We start from the raw sequence: 19,783 nt of genomic DNA, 5'->3' as shown, positions 1-19,783 counted from the left end.
ATTTAAATATTTGAGTCATAACATTATAAAACATCGTAAAATATTAAAAACTTAAGGACTTACCTGTATGTTGTTTCAATCGGTCTTGCCGAATCAGGATAAAGTTTAACTTTTAAAGATTAAAACAGTTTTTGTTATTTTTTTAAAGAAAATTTCGCTTTGTCTCTTAAGATATCATTCATGTAAAAAGCCCCTTTGAACAAATTCTATTTATCTATTTACATTCACCCTAAAGAACATAAATATATACGAAAACAGCCTTTAACAAAAAAAGAGAAACCAATAAATGGCTTCCCTTTCTTACTAGATTACTTTAAACCTAATTTAGTTAAAACATCATCTAACGTTATACCTTTATAAGTATTCTTTGCTTTAGGTGCATCTAATACTGAAGGATCTTGTAATCCAAAATTCTTAACAACAAAATTCATGTCTTTTTTATCCACTACTCCATCAAAGTTCAAATCAGCACCCACTGTATTTGTTCCCCAATTTTTTTGGATCTCAATAGCATCTAAAATATCAATTACATTATCTTTATTTACATCTCCAGCTTTCGCTTCTACTAAGTTATAGCCTAATCTTCTGCCAAGTTGTTCTCCTCGAACTTCATCTGACACCACTAAAGACTTAGTCATTGTAAAATGGCCTGGTACATCAACTTTTATAGTATATGGTTTAGCATCAGGTTTCAATGCTTCTGCAACGTAACCACCGTTTTTGTTTGTAAAGTTAGTATCTATAACATTTCCATCATAGGAAGTAACAGTTACTTTTGCACCAATGTTTTGTTGATTTAAAGCCCAATTCGTTTGGTTAGTAGCAGGATCAATCGTTCCTTCTAATTTCATTGTACCCTCTAATCTAGTGAAAGTTTGTTTTAAATTCAATGCTTCCATATAAGTATAAACGTTATTTGTAACAACATTTGATTGGTCAGTTGTCGATCCAGTAAATTCCATACCATACCAGTCTGCAGGGAAGTTTTTCCAATAACGATTAGCTGATACTAAATCGAAATTAACTAGTTGCAGATCTTCAGGTAAAGGTTTGTTACCTAAATAGTTAAACGTAATTGTATAAGTTGTCTTTATTCCTGCATCAGTTGTAGATGATACAGTTACGTTTGCATCTCCGTATTGCTTCACCGCATCACTTACAACAACATTTTTAATTGCAGCTAAGTCTTTGCCATCTACCATTAATACCGGAATTGTAATCTTCGCTGTTTTTAAGTTTTTAATATTATTTGAACGAAGTGAATAATTGATTGTATCTCCAGTTGAAGCAGTTTTTTTATTAGCTTTTAAGTAATAGTATGGATAAGATTCAGAAACAAAAGCTACCCTTAACATTGCGGTAGGATCCGAAGTGAAGTTTCTAGACGCATCCATTCCATAAAACTGTACTTTTAAAGGAGTCGTTCTCTTTTTAACTAGAATTTGATCATGATAATCTCCATTTTTATCAGTGTTAACAGGTGGGTAAAAATACGGACTATCATATTGTGCAACAATTTTATTACTTGATTGGTCCACTGGTAAACCAAATTGTTTTGCTTCCTCAGTCTCAGGATCCTTTAAATTAATATTAAAGTCGTATAAGAATTGTCCGTTTGAATCGAATTGGCTATCTTTATATTCAATAACCTTTTGATCTAATGAATCAAAGGTTGAAGTCATGGTTGGTACGCCCTTTTCATACATGAAATCTGCTGATTTAGAGAAAGTTTTCCCTTGATCATTTGTTCCAATTATTCTTAATTTATAGTGTCCTGTTTTCGCCATTACAATTGAATTGCCGATTGGATTTTTCGGATCACCAGTGAACGGGAAATATGCTCCTGTAAATCCATTTGTAATTCCGTAAACTGTGTTTTCTTCTACCCCTCTTCCATCGAAAGTTCCCAGGTATCCAATATCTTTACCGGTTGTTGCATCTTGAACTACCACATCAAGGTATTTCATATGCGATTTTTCTGAAAACTCAAATGACATGCTTGGCGCTGCTTGTTCTGGCCAAGCTGTATCTCCAGAATACATTGGATTAGCAATATCAAGGGTATCAATTCCTTCATTTACTACTCTTCCACCAAATGGAATTTGGTAAGTTTCTGTTGGATCAGCAGCATTTGTAAAGACGATATATCCTTCATATGTTCCTTTTTCAGCTGTCTTGGGAATATTTAAATTAAATTTAATATTTTTTGAGCTATTTCCATTTAATTTAACTGAAGTTGGTCCAGTTAATGTAACTCTATTTAATGCTGCATCCTTCGATCCTCTTAATCCTGTTTGGAACTTAACATTTACGTTAAATGTTTTTGATTTTTCACTTCTATTTTTCAATGTAACGGTACGGTCATCAGTAATATCTTGATCATCGAATCCGTATGAACCGAAGCTAATGCCTCCTGTTAATTCTTTAATCGTTTTTTGTTTACCTTTATTATTAAGTATTGGAGTTTGATCAACTACTTGTAATTCAACATTGGAGTGAATTGCTTCATACGCATCAACTCGTCCGCTACCAATTTCAAATACACTGTAATCCTTTGATAAAGGATCTGCTGTATTCATTAAAATTGATTTGATATCAGCTGGTTGTAAATCTTTGTTAGATTGTAATAATAATGCAGATACTCCAGCTACATATGGTGTTGCCATCGATGTACCTGATAAGCGTTGGTATGCATATTGATAATCTTCCGTATGCGTTCCATCTACGTTTTTATTGTTAATATAAAATGGAACAGTTGACATGATTGCAACACCAGGTGCAGTTACCTCTGGCTTAATATCATAATTTACACGTGAAGGACCTCTTGAACTGAACCCAGCTAATTCATCACTAGCTGTTTTTATTTTTGTATAATCTCCGAACGTGAAGCTTGCATTTCCTGCTTTAATTGCTGACAAGATTGCTGATCCTTCACTGTTTGATACTGAAAATGCTGGTACAGCATCAACTGACTCACCTATGAATGACTGAATCGCTCCTTCTGCTTGGTTTGCTTCGTCGTTATACATAAGTACACCGACTGCACCTCTTGCTTTTGCATTTTTGATTTTATCAATTAATGCATTCGATCCACGTTTAATGAAAGCAAATTTCCCATTTAAATCCTTGCCATTAAAATCAGCTGCTGTCATAGCTAGTCCAACATCCACAAGTTGGAATGTTTTCCCTTTTAATTGAGTAAGATCGTCTGAATAATTTCTTGCTAATTGTCTTAATGAGTAATTATTCCCATTTTGTACACCTGCGTATTGATATACGTCAAGTGAAATTGTTGATGCACCAACTGTTAGAGCTAATGCAGCCGCTCCAGGTGAACCTAATGTATAGTTTCTATCTCCACTATTTCCAGCCGCAACAACTGTCGTTACACCATTTAAAACAGCATTGTTTACAGCAATTGAAGTCGCAAAAAGTGGGTCATTAATAGCAGCTCCTAATGACATATTAATAACATCCATACCATCTTTTACAGCTTTATCGATACCTGCAAGAATGGCATCAGTTGTTCCGCTACCATATGGTCCAAGTACTCGATATGCATAAAGATCTGCTTCTGGTGCCGCACCTACAGTTTTGTATTCACTATTCGCTGCACCACGACCACCGATAATTCCAGCAACATGTGTACCATGTTCTGTATAATAAGTCACTGAACCATTAAGTTCTGGTTTACTTGATTTCTTCCAATCTTCATACGTTGTTTCCATTGGATCGTTATCATTATCGACGAAATCATGTCCACCTTTATATGCATCCTTTAAGTCAGGGTGGTTATAATCGATACCAGTATCTAAAATACCTACTTTTATTCCTTTTCCTGTAAATCCTTCTGCATGTAAACGATCTAAAGCATCATAAGGAGTATAACTTCCAACTTTTGCCTCATCAGATTTTAATTGTTCGTCATCGCTTACAGGAGGCTCTATTTTAAATGTTTCATCACTCCACACTGTCTTAACTGCTTTTGATTTTAATAGATTTTTAATTTGATTAGCTGGCAGACTCATAGATACACCATTAAAAGCGTTTTTATATGAATTTGAAATCTTATAATCTACCTTCTTATTATTTTCATCTATTAAGATTTGTTGAGCATCTGATTTAAATGTCTTATGATCTTGATTAACTAAATCGGATGCATCTGTTTCAGATAATTGCTGCCCTTCTACACTCGCAACAATTTGTGCAACTTTCGCTGGCTTATTTACAAACTCAATAATAACTGATGTTTGTTTCGTAGAATTTAAATCAATATCTGAAGAAATTTGTAAACCGGATGTTTCATTTGTAGTCATTTTATTCAAAGCAGCTCGCTGTTCCTCAGTTAAATTAGCAAGCAAAGTTTCCGTACTCGTAGAACTAACCGCTGAAACATTCGATACATGTCCTAGAGAACTTAAAATAAAACTAGTTGAAAGAGTAAATACAGCCAAACTTTTAATAATTTTGCGATTTTTTTTTGCCTTTTTCCTCATTTTCTTCCCCCATGTCTATTTATTCCAAATGTAAGTGTTCTGGATTTAGGTACTATGAATCGGAAAGAAATTAATTATTAATAGTCTTCCTTTTCTATCATACGATTCCATTACAGATTACTTATGTACTTCCAATTATGGAGAATAGTATGAATTTTGTGAATTGGGGGAATGGCGGTTAAATTTTTGGTTCAAAAGACTTATTTTATCAATTAGTGATTTTGAAGATTTTTGTCGTTTGTTCATTTTTTTGAAGAATAACCACTTATTCACTAGGTATTTTATAGTTAAATACGTCATATTTTGGATTTTTTTGAAGGGATAAATTAAATAGAAATTGGGGGAAATGGTTTAAAAACACACATAAATCCGAAGCTAATTGAACTAAATTTGGATTTTTTCTTATTAATTAGGAGGATCTTCATAAAATTTGACGAAACTTACCACTTTTATAGGAAATTCAAAGTCCAACATCCTACCTATTAAAGACCATTAAGCTGGTTCAGTTATACTTTAGGGGAAAGTATCGTTTAGTACTTATAGAGAAAATTATGTTTTAATATAGGAAAAACTATACTTGTTATTTGAATACAACGATACCTTCAAAAGTAAAGGAGATCTATAGGGTTGATTTTGAACGGTATAGAAGGTTTATTTACATTTATAAATATAATTCAGTTTCTGAAGCAGCAATTTAGTATTTTTAATACATCCCTATTTAATAATACTTCCACTCTCTGTTTTACCACTATTTGTGATACGATTCACCTTGCTTAATGTAAAACCAATAATTATTTATTTCACAATCTGGCCCGGTTGTTGAATAAGAGTAAAAGACCATTCTTTTAACTATACTGCCCGATAGCTAAAGAAGATAAGAGCATCGTGCTGTTACAGTAATGCACAAGTTAGCTCTCCGAAGCAGGGCTTCACCACAGAAAATGTAAGAAAAAATCGATCTTACATGGTAGTTTAATAGGTCACTTGGTTCTCTTGATATGCCTTCTTTACCCGTTCAATTTGAGCAAGGTGGTCACGGACATGCTGGACGCGGTATTCCAGCAATTGCTTAAATGTGAACCGCTCCTGATCAACATACACTCCCACTCGCTTGCTTTGTTCACTAGTTAGATTGTCCAGAATAGGCTGCATACTGGAACGCAGCAGTTTGAACAGAAGCAGATACTGTTCACGGTCCAACAAATCATACCCCAAATTATTCGCCCATGCGTTCTGGTCAAATGAAATCAGAATTGGCTCCTCCTCCGCCAAGACTTTTTTTAGACGAGATGAGGAAGAGATCTCGGAATCCGTCACATGTATGAGGATTTGATGAATACTCCATTTGTCCGGTGCGGGCTTGTAACGAAGCTCCTCCTCGGTCAATCCTTCGAGGGCTTCCCGAAGCATTGCGTATCCTAAGGCGTACTCCTTAATTAATTCTTCCAATTCAATACCTCCTATTTCCGAGTAGCTGCTTATTAAAATATATTCTTGTTTTTAGGTATATATCCTTTTATTTTTTCTTCAACTAACCCGCCACGTTCGTATTATAAGGTCAGCCAAATATTTCTGGTTGACTATTTTTTACCAAAAATAAATAAACTAGTGGGGGACTGCCCCCACCACTACCCTGCTTTCAATCATTTTCTTTCAAAGCCTTCATGCGCTAGGGGATTGTCTTTTCGATAAAATTGACAACAATATCCCCCCTTATAAAATATATTATTTATATTCTATTTTCCCTGATAACATCCTCTATCAATATCTCGGACTTACCCGATATATATCCTCTTTTTTTCACTAGTATCCTAATTGTCTTTTGCTTAAACGGCTTTATACCTGTGTAAGAATATAAACGAGCGGTTCTGAGCGGTCATTCGTTCCAAAAAAATATAATTGGTTGGCAATGAAAAGTTCGTAATAACGATGTTTCGAAGGCTCTGGTTTACCTCTTAAGCTAATTACTATTTGCGGGGGAGCATCAGGTACGATATCGAATTTAAAATCCTCCATAAGTTGCATCAAAAAAAACATCGGAACTGTAGAATCGTAGGAAGCGGGTGATTCATCTTCCAGTAACCAGTTCGGTTGTCCCCCTATTTTATTTTCACTGATGGCATTTTCAGAAACAGGTGTAAGATTCCATCGTTTAAATTGAACTTTTTCTTGGTAATCCTTTCTCATTATACCTTCTTTTGTTTTAAATATATTGATTTTAAAGTTCCGCTGGTAGGATGCAAGAAAGCCTTGTGGGATATCTACACCTGGCAGGGTATCTTGAAGCATTTCCGGGATAAGATACTCTTCATGAGCACAAGAAGTGCACGCAAACACAGCCATTGATAAATCATGCCATATATGGCTTTCTGGAAATGCTGCTTGAAAAAAGAAGGTTTGCTTGGCACCGCATAATTGGCAGACCGGTATTTCCATTGAAGCCGGTATGGAAGGATAGCCTCCTATAAATGATCGATCGCTTTCGTTTTGTTGCTGATTGGATGGGTCCACCTTTAATATATAACTAGACTCCATTTCCTTTCATCTCCCGTTTCAGTATTAAATCTAGTTTATCTTATATCGCCTGCTAAAACTAATCATTCTGATCATTATGGGTTTGGAAAAATCCTCGAGATCGTTTCTCCATTGATCCTTACTTGATATAGAACCTCATATGGTCTTGTGGAACCGACAGCAGCATATTTAGGTACGACGCGAACAAAAACAGTTTTCCCCGCTTTAACTTCTTTTGCTATCATTTTTTCAAATTGACTGAATCTCCCTCTGTTAACAGACAGGTTTTGCGGGAAAATATTCCCGGAATTCTTTGAACCAAGACCACCAAGTTGGGAACCAATTCCATGACCAGCATCGTCATTCTGTCTTCCAAGTGCTCTTGCATAATCCCTAGAAGCTTCATTTGTGCTTGTTCCCTTTTTAATATGATGCCGTTCGATTTTTGCGAAAACGGATCGTAGTTCTCCATTAGCTCCGTGGATTGTTCGATAAGTTAGCCCTGCGTCAGTCGTTATTTCATGCCTTGTTAATCCTTTTGCAGTTTTTAATACTTTTGCTGCAGCCATCTTACCGAATGGAAAACGACTTATTCCCAAAGTAAAGATAGTTGCAGCTGCATATTCAGGTGTAAGTAATTTTCTTGGATTCCGTATCATGTCTGCGATCTGTTGGCCGCTGGCTGCAAAGCCAACCCCGGCAGAAACGGCGCCGATGGCCGACCAAACTCCTAGAAAAGGCACCGACAAGGCAAAAGCTCCAGCAATAATGATTCCTTTCTCCCATCCGGACAAGCTGTCCCACCAGTTTTGTAGATTATCAAATAAACAGGCAAAACAAGCATCCATGCCACCATATGAACTTTCCCAATTGACGAGGACAAGTACAAAAAATAAGACCGCTGCTGCAATTAAAGTTAACGCTTGATGATACTTCTGAACGTTTGCCATTAGCACAGGCAAACGTTTCTTTGCTTCTGCATTTCCATATATCAATGTAAAACCAAGTTCTCTTCGTTCACGGTAGAAGTAGAGTAAAGAACCAAACCGCTGTCTATCATTTATGAGAGAAATAGACAAGGTCCATAATTCGGTTACAGGATTAATGTTTTTTTCGCCTTCAAGTTTCGGAATTTTCTCCTTCATTTGGTTCAATTGCCAATAATCGATGAGTAAAGCAGCAACAAGCATCAGCAAAAATACTGGTTTTGAGGCATAGCCGCTTCCAAACAAACTATGTATTCCAGCGAGCCATTTCGGAGTATGATAGCCGGCGTTCCAAATGGCATGATCTAAAATGGAACAAACCAAAAGGAAGAAGGGAAAAATGAAGGTATAATGCTTAAATCGATTTTGATATCTTACAGCTAACCCGATTCCCAATGCAACCATTGCGGTGAGCAACGAATGCCCAGCGGACATTTTATCGGGCAAAAAACTTTCCTCAAAATACCCCGGAAACAATGTGAACAAGTCCCAATGAAGCACTTTCCCTGCAAGAAAGCTAACTCCATAATGATCTCCAGTTATTAAACGGCGGGTTGTTTCCTCTAAAAATTGAAAACCGGCTCCCGATGCAGCTCCAATAAGGGCAAAATCGGATAAACTTAAGGATGAGGCACGGCGTGACAAAAAAAGATAGACACCAAGGGGGATCAATTTCAACACTTCTTCAGCAATTGGTGTTAAAACAGCTTGGCTCCATACATCAGAAGCCTCGCTGCCGAAAACCGCGGTAATCGAACCTACTAAAACTGAATTCAGCGGCACGATCATCCATGCTCCAGCAAGAAAGAAATAGGTATACTGTTTCCATGATAGCGTTTTACTTCGGCATAAAAGCCAAAATTGTAAAATCACATAATACGACCAAAAAAATTGCACGAGTATTTTTCGTGAGTCTTCCATGAAAATCAAACTGAGAACGAAGGCAATCAAAGAAATCCAAGAGAAAATGGCATAAATACGAAAAAGCGACGGATGTTTACGGATCCATTCTTTCCAAAGATGATAAAAGGACTCCAGCTTCGTCCTTAATGTTAATCTAATGTTTTCCACCCTGCTTGTCATTCGTCTCACTCCGATGCACGAGTTTAGAAGAGCGTTCTATTCTTAGATTCCAGGCGAATGGTTAATACTGGTTTCATTGCTTACGGTTACATACTATAACTTATAATACCATTTTTTTGAATAGGTCTAATTTTCCAAATTCAAATCGATTTTCCATGGATAATCCTTTATAGGCGTACCTCCAACATTCAGCATTTACAACGTTAAGGATATTGAAAGGTAAAAAAGCCTAATTTCTCACTAAAAGATACCGAGAAATTAGACTTTCAATTTTCCGAAATCAAACCATTTTCTGGAAATAGCGTTTTCTCAACAATTAGGTAAAACACTTCTATTTTCTATAAAAACTGCCTCAAAATGCAAAAATCGCTTCCAAATTTCAATTTTGAGCGCAAAAATGATGTGTTTGAGCTAAAAAACGGCTCCAAAAGTGAAATTGAGAGATTCGATTCTCTTAGCCAAACCCGATATCGTAGAAGTGCCGGAAACGTGAGCTTAGATTCACGATTGGCCGGCCATGAACATAGCGAGAAAGGGTGGCTTAAAAATGATGAATATAAAATCTGACTGCATTGAAGTATTTGAACAGTTTTCGCAATTTACAAGTCTTAAAGAATTTAATACCCATATGGAAATGTGGTTACTAGAACACAAGCATGATTTTTCAAAAGGAGAATTAGTCGGTTTAAAAAGACTCGTCCGCTTTGCGGCAAAAATCCCTGGCGTGTGCAATGCCAAAATCGGAACCCTGTTAAAAGCGATTCACAAAGAATACAACGATAACGGCATTTCACGCTCTACCTTTAAACGAATGATCCTCAAAGCAAAAGACTTAGGAGTCATTACCGTCTATGAAACAGAACGAGAAAACGGCTCCCAATCCAGCAATCTTAATGTATTTAATCGTTTTCCCGTTAGTGAACCACCTAAAGAAGAAACGATGAACCACCCTAAAGAAACTACTAATCTTTTAAAAACTGAAAAAGATCAAAAGATAAAAAAACGTAAAGAAGAGCCGTCTGAACTAGATTACACTTATGTAAGTGATCGTGTTCCACAGCCTTTTGTCCAGCTGGTAAAGTATTTCTTTCCTGAAGCAAGGACGATTGAAGAGTATTGGAGAACGGCACAAATCACTGCCTATCGTAATCTTTTGGAAAATGATCCGGATGTAATCCTAGAAGTCGCCATCCAATCCTTTAAGCAGCTCATTCGGAAGCTAAAGTTCAACAAAAACATCAAAAATCCATTCGCCTATTTTTATGGAATCTCAGACAATAAATTTTGCGAACGCTTTTACATAGCTCTCTATGAGAAGTTTGAATTGGACATTGAATAGAGTATGGTCAGGGGTTAAATTTGGATGCACTATTCTTTAAATTATATAAATGTCAGCAATATCCGAAAAAGAGTTAACCGATACCAAACTTCCCATTTTTTGGTTTAATTCCATTTACTAAGATAGTATAATTTATGTAAATCAACATAAGTAGAGAACGTGGGTGAGAGTGATCAAAAATACACAACGGAAATCCCCGACTCCTTTACTATTAAGGAGCGAATTAATGGGAAAAATAAAAGAAACAAAAGCTCAATTGAATGCATATTTAAAGGATGGAATGCCTCACTATTTGATAGGCAGTGAATATAGGTTTTTAGAAAGTGAGGTATTGAAATGGCTAGAGTCCTATCAGCCATCACAAGAACGGTTAGAGAGAGAATTTGTAGATAAAAAAGGGCGAACATTAGAAGAATATGTATCAGAAGATATCGTTCTGACAACGTTGCGAATAACAAAAGAAATCTTCATGTCTCAGTGTAAAAAAGGGCTGCCTCTTGAAAGAGTCGGAGAAAAGAATTTTTTCAACATGCAGGATATCTTGGATTATTATCGGAGAGGTTCTGAAACCACAGCGAAAGAAACGTCGTCTACTGGTGACCTAAAGAAAAAATATCTAACTCCTTTATGCAAAGATGTTCCAAAGGAAGTTCCCATTATGATCGTTGATGGTTCTTATAATTTTACCAATTCTACTGTGGGGACTGGATTGCTGCTGGTTGAAAATAGGGATACAGTTACCGGTGTATCCAATGTTAGGAAAATTAAAACGACAAAACCCATTGTATGTGAACTCCTTGCAATACTGGACGCATTAAAAATGATGAAAAAGAAAAAGCTTAACAAAGCCATTATCGTCACAGACCAAGAATCGTGGACTAAAGGAATCACTATTGATCCGAACATTTATGAAGGACCGGTTAAGAACTATTTAATAGAGTTCAATCTGTTGTGGACTGAAATGAAGGGGAAAGTTGTGGTTAAATTTGTAGGCGAACTAAACAATGGGAAAAAGAATTTGCTATATAAAAAAGCTCATACTTTAAGCAGAGAATATAAAACAGGACTTTTTAAACAATTAGAGATTGAATAAATAATAGAAATTTTAATTAAACAAACATCGACCAATTATACTAAACTAACTAATCGTTTGATTAAAAACTATTAGAAGTGCTAACTAACACTTTTTTCTACTAAGCATGCTTTAATTCCCTTCCAATGTTTTTGTACCAGGGTCTTAATTCAGCTGCCTTCAAGGCTACATCTACGGTAATATCTAGAACGTAATCAGTTCTATCGATGTAGCCTTGTCTTGCATTTCTTATGCATTCATTAGCCTTTTTGGGGATAACTCCCCTATGACAAATTCAGGAATAATTAGGCAAATTTCTAGCGATTTCTCCACAAATCAAACGTTTGATTAAATCTGCTAAAAACGCTTTTAAATTAAGCTTTACTTTTTCAAGTGCAGAAAAAATTTGTTGAAAGATGTATGCAAAATGGATCCTATTCATAACTAATGATTTGTTCCCTCTGAAAATACCAATGTCGACTACTTTCCACATACAAAATACTAACCAATCGTTTGGTTAAAATCTCTGTAAACACTGCTATAAAGGGATTATATCAATCTGGTAAGAAAGTATTTTGTCGCTATATCAGTAAGACTTCGCCAGAAAATAAAACAATATTCCCCAGAAAATGATTCCATTCGATTGGACCTACATGTTTCTACTCATTACCCTTTTTTCCAACACTACTCAAACGTTTGATTAAAGATGCCTTCAACCTGCTTCCATAAACACTTTTTACACCCAAACGCTAAAAAAGAATGTCGAGAGATAGCGGGTTCTGTTTTCGAGTACAAGTTTATAAAAAACATAAGAAAAGGGACCTCAAATCACAATTGATTTATATGCACCTTTTTTATTGAAATATAGGCGATTTTCTTAATATAAATGCGTTTTTGGTGTAGTAAATCGCATATAAAAAAGTAACGATACAGAAACTTCTGTAACAGCAATAATTAATATACTTTTTTATGTAAGAATTAATTTCATTATTATACTTATGTTACATTAATTATAGATATTGTGAAGAAATGTACTGATATGAACGAAACTGTCAATGCTCCCTACACAAATTGGTTTTGGTTTTGGTTTTTGGGCAACTTTAAGAAGAGAAGCTTTTTTCGGCTTCTTGTTTTAATTTAGGATTCAGCCTTGCAAGGCTAGGGGATCTCCTTCTCAGCTTACTAACGGGCAGAATAGTTGAAGAAGAAGTTGTTTATTAACTTCGCAATTGATACAAAAGACGACATAAAAAAAGACGGTTATTTCGTCTAAATATTTAGCTTATCTATTTTGTCAGCAATCGGCTTTAGTATTTTATTTTTTTCCTGTTGTATTTTTAACAACTTTACCAAAAACCAAATAATAAATGCAATTGGGGCTATGTAAAAGATGATTGTTATGATTGGAATAATAGAAAAAAATGTATCTCCGATCATTCATAAGCCTCCTCTCAGATTGGTTAATTATGCCATACGGAATTTGTAAAATTATAAAACTAGTGAACAATTCAAAAAAATATGAACTAAATATACTTAAAGATGGGATTAATGCCAGATCCTCCGCAATCTTTTGATAACTACCTTCTCTAGCTAAGTATACTTGGACAGCTTTTAATTTCAAATCATTTGGTATTGTTTATTCGCTCTAGACATAGAAAAAACACCTCCATATTGTAATTATGGGTTTCATACCCATTTTTCAACATAAGGTGTTTTTATTTGTCTCATTTTTTTAGGTCAGTGCGTATCTGTATTTCATCATGAATTGATGGGTTTTTATACTATCTACTTAAAGAGGATAATACTACTCTAGGGTTTTTTATTTAAAATAGACTAACCAAAAAACTAATAAAAATACATACAAAGACACTGCCTAACAACAAATTTGACGTTTTTATTTTCTTACCAATCAACCAATACATTATTCCAAATACAGCTAAAGGGACGAGTCCCGGCATAATCATATCCAAGTATTTCGTCAATGGTTCCGCAAATTTCCCACTACCTATCTTAATTCCGGATAAATCTAATTGAACATAACTTGCAATCATACCTCCTATTGCTGTCAAACCAACAACACTCGCCGCATATGTGACTTTATCCATAATGCCTGTTTTTTCGGCATTTGTAATAAAATAAGCCCCATATTTATAACCAAAATTTAAACCATAATAACGAAGTAAAAAACCTGGCACGTTGTATAATAACAAGAATAAAATCGGACCGATTATATTTCCTTTTGATGCAAATCCAATAGCTACTCCAGTTGCAATAATCCGTAACGTTCCGACAATTAATGAATCGCCAATTCCTGCTAGTGGTCCCATTAGCGATGTTTTCACTGCTGTAATGGCGGAATCATCAAATTCTGGATTATTTGCGTTTTCTTCTTCCATCGCTGCATTAATCCCCATTAATAATGATGATAATTGCGGAGTAATCGCCATAAAATCAAGACTTCTTTTTAATGCAGCTTTTGCTTTTCTCGAATCATTCTTAAACAAACGTTTAATAACTGGCACCATTGCATAAGAATATCCTAAATTCTGTTGGCGTTCAAAATTCCAAGAAGAATCTAATTGACAAGAACGCCAAAAGACTTGACGTATTTCTTTTTTCGTTAACTTTTCTGAATTAGAATTCATTATCATCAATAACCTCCTGAACTTGATTATTTAAAGATGAATGTCCTGTATTGAACAGCAAAATAGCGGTTAATACACAAGCAAATGCTGTTATGCCAAGGACACTTAATTTTAAATATGCTACTAATAAAAATCCTAAAAATAAGAAACAAGCCGTCTTTTTGTTCACAATCATCCTAACTAATAATGCAAACCCAATCGCCGGAATAATCCCCATTGCATAATTTAGACCCGAATTAACAAAACTAGGTATTATATTTACAAAAGATTGAATAGCTTTTGAACCTAAAAAGAATCCGGCAGAAGTCAAACCAGCTAACAATATTGCCTGACTAAAAACAGCTATGTAATGCATGCGATCAATTCCTCTATAATTCGCTTCATTGGCATATTTGTCTGCTTTTGCAGCCAATAACGGAACCCAAACAATCATTAATAAATTCCATAACATTTGCATTAACATAGAAATTGGAACAGCTAATGCCACTGCTGTTGCTATACTAGAGTGTGTTACAATCACATACGATGTTCCGATAATAGATCCCGAAACCATATCTGGTGGGTTACTTGCTCCTATAGCCATCGCACCTAACCAAACCAACTCTAATGAAGCCCCTACTTTAATACCTGTTGTCAAATCTCCTAAAACAAGCCCCACTAACATTCCCATTACAATTGGTCGAGAAATCATACTACTACCGAAAAAACTGTTTAAATAACCTAAAATTGCCAATAAAAAGATAAGCAATGATTGTGTTAACATGCCACTCGTCTCCTTTTTATATTAAATTCATCACATCTTTAGCTGGCTCATCAGGCACCATTTGAATTTCCAATCGGATTCCTTTATCATTCATTTTACGTAGTAACTCACAGTCCTTATCAGAAACTGAAAAAGCTTTAGAAATTTGTCGTCTATTTTCTATTAATTTTGCCCCTCCTAAATTAATCATTTTTATTACATCTACTTTTTCAGATAATCGATACGCATCTTCTACAGATTCTACAATAATCAATAATTTATATTTGTCTGTTACCCCACTATTTAAAGATGTTATAGAATCCTCTATACTCTTCATTACCAATCTTATTCCCTCGGGTTTTGCCATGCGTAAAGCTGCCATGCGTAAAGAATCTTTCGCAACTGCGTCATTGGCAATCAAAATACAATCTGTTCCTAATACTTTTGTCCATGAAAATGCGACTTGTCCATGTAATAATCGATGATCTACTCTCACTAACTTAATCATTAAAACCCCTCCGTATATTGCTTACTGTTTCTACTACTGCTTTGACATTTTCAATTGACACATCTTCTTCTGCTACATGTTTTTCTTTAAAATAACTGCCGATAATTGCGCCGTCTGCATATTTAAACTGTTCTTTCATGTTTTCAGGGGTTACACCTGCACCAATAATGAGTGGAAAGCTCCCCAAAGTATTTCTGAATTGAATAATTTTCTCCGTTGAAGTTTCTTGTCCAGTTGCTTCTCCTGTAACACAAATCGCATCACAACGGTCTTGAGCAATGATTAAATCTTGTTCTACCGTATTTTTCGATAGTACCGGTTGATATTTAAAACGTACTCCTCCTAAAATATATCCTGGATAATCTTGATACCATTTAGTAAAGAAAGCGTCTAAAGTTTCTTCATCTCTAGGTTGTACATGCCCTACAACAGAGTCTAACTGTACAAAATTTGCTTCATATCCTTTGGCTAATTCAAATCCCATTTGATCGACATTTAAACAATTTACACCATAAGGAATAGGTAATTTGCATTTTTCAATATATTGCAATCCTTGTTCTAAATTTTTATAAGTACCAAAATAGTTTTCAATAATGACAGCATCTAATCCATTATTTACATAAACGTCTAGTTCCCTCTTCAATCTTTCCATTACATCTTTCTCTGAGGTTCCTTTCAAATGTAGCATGCCAAAGATAACCTTTTTCTGTTGGAACATATCTAAAAAATTTCGATCTCTCATAATTGCCTCCAGTTAATTAAAATTCTTCTTCGATCAAAGGACTTAATTGAACATATCGTATACCTTCTCGTGCCTTTTCAACAATTTCATGTGCTTCTTTCTCTCCAATTTTTTGTGTATACTCGATACAAACCATCAACAATAAATTTAAATTCGTACCAGCGAAAACCTTTACATTTTCATATTTCAATAATTGGCACATCGCACTACAAACACTAGCACCAAACAAATCCGTCAAAATAACATATTCTTTTTCTTCACTCACATCTGATAATATTTCTTTTTCAAGTTTCTTTACAAAATCATCCGCAGACATTCCTGGAAGTAAGGTAAACGCTTCCAATTCATAAGGAAGATCTCCACATATCATATTGCCGGCATGTGCTAAACCCTGCGAATAATTTCCATGTGAAGCAATCACAATTTTGCGCTCCATCTTTAACACCTTCCCTAAACTTGTATTATGTTGTATTATTTAAATATAGGTTAATACAATATTAGCGGTGCTGTCAATGCTTTAATATCAACTTTTTCATCTATAATGAAATCTTTTGAATAACAATGATATCAAGGTGGGAATTGGAATGGAAAACTTAAATCAATTGAATGCTATCACTTTACAAGAGCAACTTTATGCAATTCTTCAAAAAAAAATTCAAGAGGGTGAATATAAACCCGGAGAAAAGATTCCTTCTGAGGCACAACTCGGAAAAACATATAATGTTAGTCGTGTAACTGTAAGGAGCGTGCTACAAAGACTTGAGGATCAAGATATTTTGATTAAAAAACGAGGAAAAGGGACATTCGTAAATAATGTTGTTCACACAGAAAATGTCCTAACCGGTGGAAGTTTTACTGAAACATGTAAAAAAATGGGTAGAATTCCTTCGACAGAAATCATTGCTTTTCACAATGAAGCGGTGCATAATGAACTTTTTGCTGAATTAAAAGATAGAAAGAACGAAATAATTTTAATAAAAAGAGTGCGAAAAGTAGATGAAACACCTTGCATTTTAGAAATTGATTATTTACCAACCAACTATACTTTTTTAACAAATTTACAAGATTCTCTTTTAGAGCAATTAGAAAGAGAACTACACACTAAATTACAAATTTTCGAAGATTATTTTCAAATTATCTTTTCAACGAAAGAAATTGCTGAATTGTTAAATTGTTCAGTAGGGATGCCTATATTAGAAGTAACGCAACATGTTTACAATTCAAAACATGAATTAGTCTATATCAATAAACAATATATTTTAACATCTAAATATGTTTATGCCGTTCAATATAAAAAGTAGTGAAAAAAAGAAACTCATTCTGAATAAGGAAGCTATTCATTTTATCGAGATTAGCATCGACCACTTAAAAGATAACTGGACAGATCAAAATTGGAAAGTTACGTATGGATATGACTGCTACGATTATTATGGTGAACAAATACCTGTTCCTAATGAGAAGTCCAAATCTAAAGCATGGTTATTACGTAATACTTTAACTGCTTTATGGTCTGTATTAACAGTTTTATCATTATTTTTTAGCGTTTAAGGACTATTAGGAAAAATAAAAAGCACCACTAGATCGAAAGAAAGCACAATAATAAATGAAGGTATCAATTCAAATACATTTCAAGGGCGATAGTAAACTTACACAAGGAAATACTTTTTACTTACGCGGAAAAAAGGTTGAACAAATTGCTTTAGAATTTTGGTGGCAAATACAAAAGGAAATGTCTTACCATGTAGAGTTAGAAAAAGTCATTGTCAATGGAGAACAGGATATAACTAAAAAAGTGATAGATTTAGAAGAACAAGAACTTAGAAGAGAATTTGCAGAAAGCGATATTTACCTTTTTAGCCCCTCTATTTTGAGGGTTTTGTTTTGCCTTAAAAGATTATATGTAATTTTTATTAGATTTGGAAGAAAGAATGTGAATGTTTGTACTTAAACTAAATGGGCAGGTTACTTGAAGAACCATATAGTTTAGATATTTGGGGATAAAAAGTTTTGAATTTCTTGGGCAAATAGTTGTAATTCGTCAGATACAGACATTGGCATACAAAAACGCCATCCTTTATATATATATTTTCTACAAAAAGAATAGCGCTTTTTGGGAATTATAGATATAAATTCATCTTAGATTAATGTCCCTACTATAAATTAAATAAAGAACTTACCCTCAACCACTTTTTTACCAGTACCACCTATATAAAGTTCTATATCTTTTTCATTTTTAGATATAAACAATTCTATTAAACAAGGCATTTTTACAATCGTACCTTGCTCGGCTCGAAGGTGAATACACTTTTCTTTATTATAATAATTATTGGCAAGATATGCTCCAACAGCAGCGTTCCCCATTCCACAAGCAGGATCTTCCATACCTTCCCTGGGGCACAGATTTCTAGTGTGGAAATCAAAATCCTCTCCATAAGTATCAAATGTGAATATTTGTACTTCACGAACACCCAAATTCTCACACAACTCTTGTAACAATTGAACATCACGTTTAACTGACATTAATGCACTCAAAGAATTTACTGCTATCACTAAATATTTCACACCTAAATCAATTGTTTGAATTGGAAGATTGAAAGCAATATCTGCTTCATTAATTCCCAAAGTATTGACGATTGTCTTTTTGTTTATTATTGGTGAAATGAACTTAGGAGAGCTTTGCTTCATTTTTACAAGCACTTGATTTCTAACATTTTCAATAACAACTTCACGTATTCCATTTTGAGTTTCAATTTGATATATTTTCTTTTTACTGGGATCAATCTTTTTGGAATTTACTAGTGCCATAAATGCTGCTATTGTTGGATGTCCAGCAAGCGATACTTCTTTATTAGGAGTAAAATAACGAAATAGAAAATCCGCATTATAAGAGGGATAGACAAATACTGTCTCTACAAGGTTTATCTGTTTAGCGATGTTTTGCAAAGTATTATTATCTAAACCACTGGGATCAAAAAAAACAGCAGCGGGATTTCCAATTAAATTTTCACCAGAAAAGCTATTGATTACCATAAATTCTTTTTCCAACTTAATTCTATACCTCCAATATTCAATTCATGTAACTAATTTTAATATAAACTAATTCCTATTTTAATGGTCTAAATTCTTGTAAAGAATTTTCTAAACTTGCGTGTACTAGTAAGATTATAAAATTTTCGTTTTGGGGGCGTTCTAAAATATTTGCTTGATTGTGATGGGGTTGCTGCAGCGATCCCTTTTTTGTTGTACTAACGGTCAGTTCAAGAAGGATAAAAAAACTTGCTATCAATTATTAATGGAATTAGGATTCTTTTAGAAAGGATTGTAAAAAGTGAGAACTATTGAATATGATTTATTTCCTGAAGCGTATGGTGCAAAAAGCAAATTTGTATCAAAGAAAGGAACGATTTCTGAATTAATAATCGATACGGGAATGCTTTTGAGTTCAGATTTTGACAAGGTTATCCCTTCAATTGATACACTTAATCGAATGTTTTTAAAAGGTATTTATCCTCGTGCTGGAGAGTGGGAAGCATTTCAGATTGACGAAGAAGAATATGAGGAATTAGTAAAACATTTAACCTTAATTCCGTCGCCAAGACCTTACAAAACGATTAAAAATACTTATCAAACGTTTACTTTGTGAAGAAATGTACTGA

Annotated in this window: 17 protein-coding genes; 6 read left to right on the top strand and 11 right to left on the bottom strand. The window is 34.4% G+C overall.

The window, feature by feature from the left end:
- Window positions 1-308 precede the first annotated feature (308 nt).
- From V7150_RS09290 to V7150_RS09275, 4 genes are all read right to left on the bottom strand, one after another.
- Window positions 309-4,496 (bottom strand): S8 family serine peptidase, encoded by a 4,188-nt coding sequence (locus V7150_RS09290; RefSeq protein WP_335516649.1) that lies wholly within the window; start codon window positions 4,494-4,496, stop codon window positions 309-311.
- A 972-nt stretch (window positions 4,497-5,468) separates the two neighbouring features.
- Window positions 5,469-5,945, bottom strand: a complete 477-nt coding sequence (locus tag V7150_RS09285) for a DinB family protein (protein WP_335516646.1) — start codon at window positions 5,943-5,945, stop codon at window positions 5,469-5,471.
- Between the two features lie 387 nt (window positions 5,946-6,332).
- Complete coding sequence (locus V7150_RS09280; protein WP_335516643.1) at window positions 6,333-7,031, bottom strand: hypothetical protein; 699 nt, start codon at window positions 7,029-7,031, stop codon at window positions 6,333-6,335.
- Window positions 7,032-7,105: 74 nt separating this feature from the next.
- The gene (locus V7150_RS09275) at window positions 7,106-9,079 is read right to left on the bottom strand and encodes a PrsW family glutamic-type intramembrane protease (RefSeq protein WP_335516640.1); all 1,974 of its coding nucleotides are present in this window, start codon (window positions 9,077-9,079) and stop codon (window positions 7,106-7,108) included.
- Window positions 9,080-9,626: 547 nt separating this feature from the next.
- Between V7150_RS09275 and V7150_RS09270 the strand changes: the two genes are divergently transcribed.
- Together V7150_RS09270 and V7150_RS09265 are read left to right on the top strand one after the other, a co-directional pair.
- Window positions 9,627-10,418: a hypothetical protein gene (locus tag V7150_RS09270; protein WP_335516638.1), complete on the top strand. Its 792-nt coding sequence runs from the start codon at window positions 9,627-9,629 to the stop codon at window positions 10,416-10,418.
- 226 nt (window positions 10,419-10,644) lie between these two features.
- Window positions 10,645-11,511, top strand: coding sequence for a reverse transcriptase-like protein (locus tag V7150_RS09265; protein WP_335516632.1), 867 nt, complete (start codon window positions 10,645-10,647; stop codon window positions 11,509-11,511).
- 1,248 nt (window positions 11,512-12,759) lie between these two features.
- Here V7150_RS09265 and V7150_RS09260 read toward each other — a convergent pair.
- The 6 genes from V7150_RS09260 to V7150_RS09235 form a co-directional block, all read right to left on the bottom strand.
- On the bottom strand, window positions 12,760-12,927 hold the full coding sequence (locus V7150_RS09260; RefSeq protein WP_335516629.1) for a hypothetical protein: 168 nt from the start codon (window positions 12,925-12,927) through the stop codon (window positions 12,760-12,762).
- 386 nt (window positions 12,928-13,313) lie between these two features.
- Window positions 13,314-14,135, bottom strand: coding sequence for a PTS system mannose/fructose/sorbose family transporter subunit IID (locus tag V7150_RS09255; RefSeq protein ID WP_335516627.1), 822 nt, complete (start codon window positions 14,133-14,135; stop codon window positions 13,314-13,316).
- Complete coding sequence (locus V7150_RS09250) at window positions 14,125-14,898, bottom strand: PTS mannose/fructose/sorbose/N-acetylgalactosamine transporter subunit IIC (RefSeq protein WP_335516624.1); 774 nt, start codon at window positions 14,896-14,898, stop codon at window positions 14,125-14,127. Before V7150_RS09250 ends, V7150_RS09255 begins: the two co-directional genes overlap by 11 nt.
- 16 nt (window positions 14,899-14,914) lie before the next feature.
- Window positions 14,915-15,385, bottom strand: coding sequence for a PTS sugar transporter subunit IIB (locus V7150_RS09245; protein WP_335516621.1), 471 nt, complete (start codon window positions 15,383-15,385; stop codon window positions 14,915-14,917).
- Entirely contained in the window at window positions 15,378-16,127 is a 750-nt protein-coding gene (locus V7150_RS09240) for a BtpA/SgcQ family protein (protein ID WP_335516617.1), read from the bottom strand. The genes V7150_RS09245 and V7150_RS09240 overlap by 8 nt, the downstream gene beginning before the upstream one ends.
- 16 nt (window positions 16,128-16,143) lie before the next feature.
- A complete protein-coding gene (locus V7150_RS09235; RefSeq protein WP_335516615.1) occupies window positions 16,144-16,563 on the bottom strand; it encodes a PTS sugar transporter subunit IIA in 420 nt (139 codons plus the stop codon).
- A 148-nt stretch (window positions 16,564-16,711) separates the two neighbouring features.
- Here V7150_RS09235 and V7150_RS09230 point away from each other — a divergent pair, with 148 nt between their 5' ends.
- The 3 genes from V7150_RS09230 to V7150_RS09220 are packed head-to-tail and all read left to right on the top strand — an operon-like array spanning window position 16,712 to window position 18,075.
- Entirely contained in the window at window positions 16,712-17,428 is a 717-nt protein-coding gene (locus tag V7150_RS09230; RefSeq protein ID WP_335516612.1) for a GntR family transcriptional regulator, read from the top strand.
- Complete coding sequence (locus V7150_RS09225; RefSeq protein WP_335516610.1) at window positions 17,406-17,675, top strand: hypothetical protein; 270 nt, start codon at window positions 17,406-17,408, stop codon at window positions 17,673-17,675. The genes V7150_RS09230 and V7150_RS09225 overlap by 23 nt, the downstream gene beginning before the upstream one ends.
- Window positions 17,676-17,730: 55 nt before the next feature.
- Window positions 17,731-18,075 (top strand): hypothetical protein, encoded by a 345-nt coding sequence (locus V7150_RS09220; RefSeq protein WP_335516608.1) that lies wholly within the window; start codon window positions 17,731-17,733, stop codon window positions 18,073-18,075.
- 212 nt (window positions 18,076-18,287) lie between these two features.
- Here V7150_RS09220 and V7150_RS09215 read toward each other — a convergent pair whose 3' ends face one another.
- Window positions 18,288-19,172, bottom strand: coding sequence for a PhzF family phenazine biosynthesis protein (locus V7150_RS09215; protein ID WP_335516605.1), 885 nt, complete (start codon window positions 19,170-19,172; stop codon window positions 18,288-18,290).
- Between the two features lie 283 nt (window positions 19,173-19,455).
- On the opposite strand from V7150_RS09215, the gene V7150_RS09210 reads away from it, so the two are divergent.
- Window positions 19,456-19,770 carry a hypothetical protein gene (locus V7150_RS09210; protein WP_335516602.1) on the top strand — a complete coding sequence of 105 codons (315 nt, stop codon included), beginning with the start codon at window positions 19,456-19,458 and terminating at the stop codon, window positions 19,768-19,770.
- Window positions 19,771-19,783 lie beyond the last annotated feature (13 nt).

This window comes from Neobacillus drentensis (assembly GCF_036965245.1).
In the GTDB taxonomy this organism is placed as follows: domain Bacteria; phylum Bacillota; class Bacilli; order Bacillales; family Cytobacillaceae; genus Neobacillus; species Neobacillus drentensis_G.
The sequence above is the reverse complement of the archived record's forward strand: the minus strand, read 5'-3'. Positions and strand labels throughout refer to the sequence as shown.

What these genes read in the sequence shown, in the direction of transcription:
- V7150_RS09290 (WP_335516649.1), bottom strand. Translation starts at nt 4,496, where the DNA reads ATGAGGAAAAAGGCAAAAAAAAATCGCAAAATTATTAAAAGTTTGGCT.
- V7150_RS09280 (WP_335516643.1), bottom strand. Translation starts at nt 7,031, where the DNA reads ATGGAGTCTAGTTATATATTAAAGGTGGACCCATCCAATCAGCAACAA.
- V7150_RS09275 (WP_335516640.1), bottom strand. Translation starts at nt 9,079, where the DNA reads ATGACAAGCAGGGTGGAAAACATTAGATTAACATTAAGGACGAAGCTG.
- V7150_RS09270 (WP_335516638.1), top strand. Translation starts at nt 9,627, where the DNA reads ATGATGAATATAAAATCTGACTGCATTGAAGTATTTGAACAGTTTTCG.
- V7150_RS09265 (WP_335516632.1), top strand. Translation starts at nt 10,645, where the DNA reads ATGGGAAAAATAAAAGAAACAAAAGCTCAATTGAATGCATATTTAAAG.
- V7150_RS09260 (WP_335516629.1), bottom strand. Translation starts at nt 12,927, where the DNA reads ATGATCGGAGATACATTTTTTTCTATTATTCCAATCATAACAATCATC.
- V7150_RS09255 (WP_335516627.1), bottom strand. Translation starts at nt 14,135, where the DNA reads ATGAATTCTAATTCAGAAAAGTTAACGAAAAAAGAAATACGTCAAGTC.
- V7150_RS09250 (WP_335516624.1), bottom strand. Translation starts at nt 14,898, where the DNA reads ATGTTAACACAATCATTGCTTATCTTTTTATTGGCAATTTTAGGTTAT.
- V7150_RS09245 (WP_335516621.1), bottom strand. Translation starts at nt 15,385, where the DNA reads ATGATTAAGTTAGTGAGAGTAGATCATCGATTATTACATGGACAAGTC.
- V7150_RS09240 (WP_335516617.1), bottom strand. Translation starts at nt 16,127, where the DNA reads ATGAGAGATCGAAATTTTTTAGATATGTTCCAACAGAAAAAGGTTATC.
- V7150_RS09235 (WP_335516615.1), bottom strand. Translation starts at nt 16,563, where the DNA reads ATGGAGCGCAAAATTGTGATTGCTTCACATGGAAATTATTCGCAGGGT.
- V7150_RS09230 (WP_335516612.1), top strand. Translation starts at nt 16,712, where the DNA reads ATGGAAAACTTAAATCAATTGAATGCTATCACTTTACAAGAGCAACTT.
- V7150_RS09225 (WP_335516610.1), top strand. Translation starts at nt 17,406, where the DNA reads ATGCCGTTCAATATAAAAAGTAGTGAAAAAAAGAAACTCATTCTGAAT.
- V7150_RS09220 (WP_335516608.1), top strand. Translation starts at nt 17,731, where the DNA reads ATGAAGGTATCAATTCAAATACATTTCAAGGGCGATAGTAAACTTACA.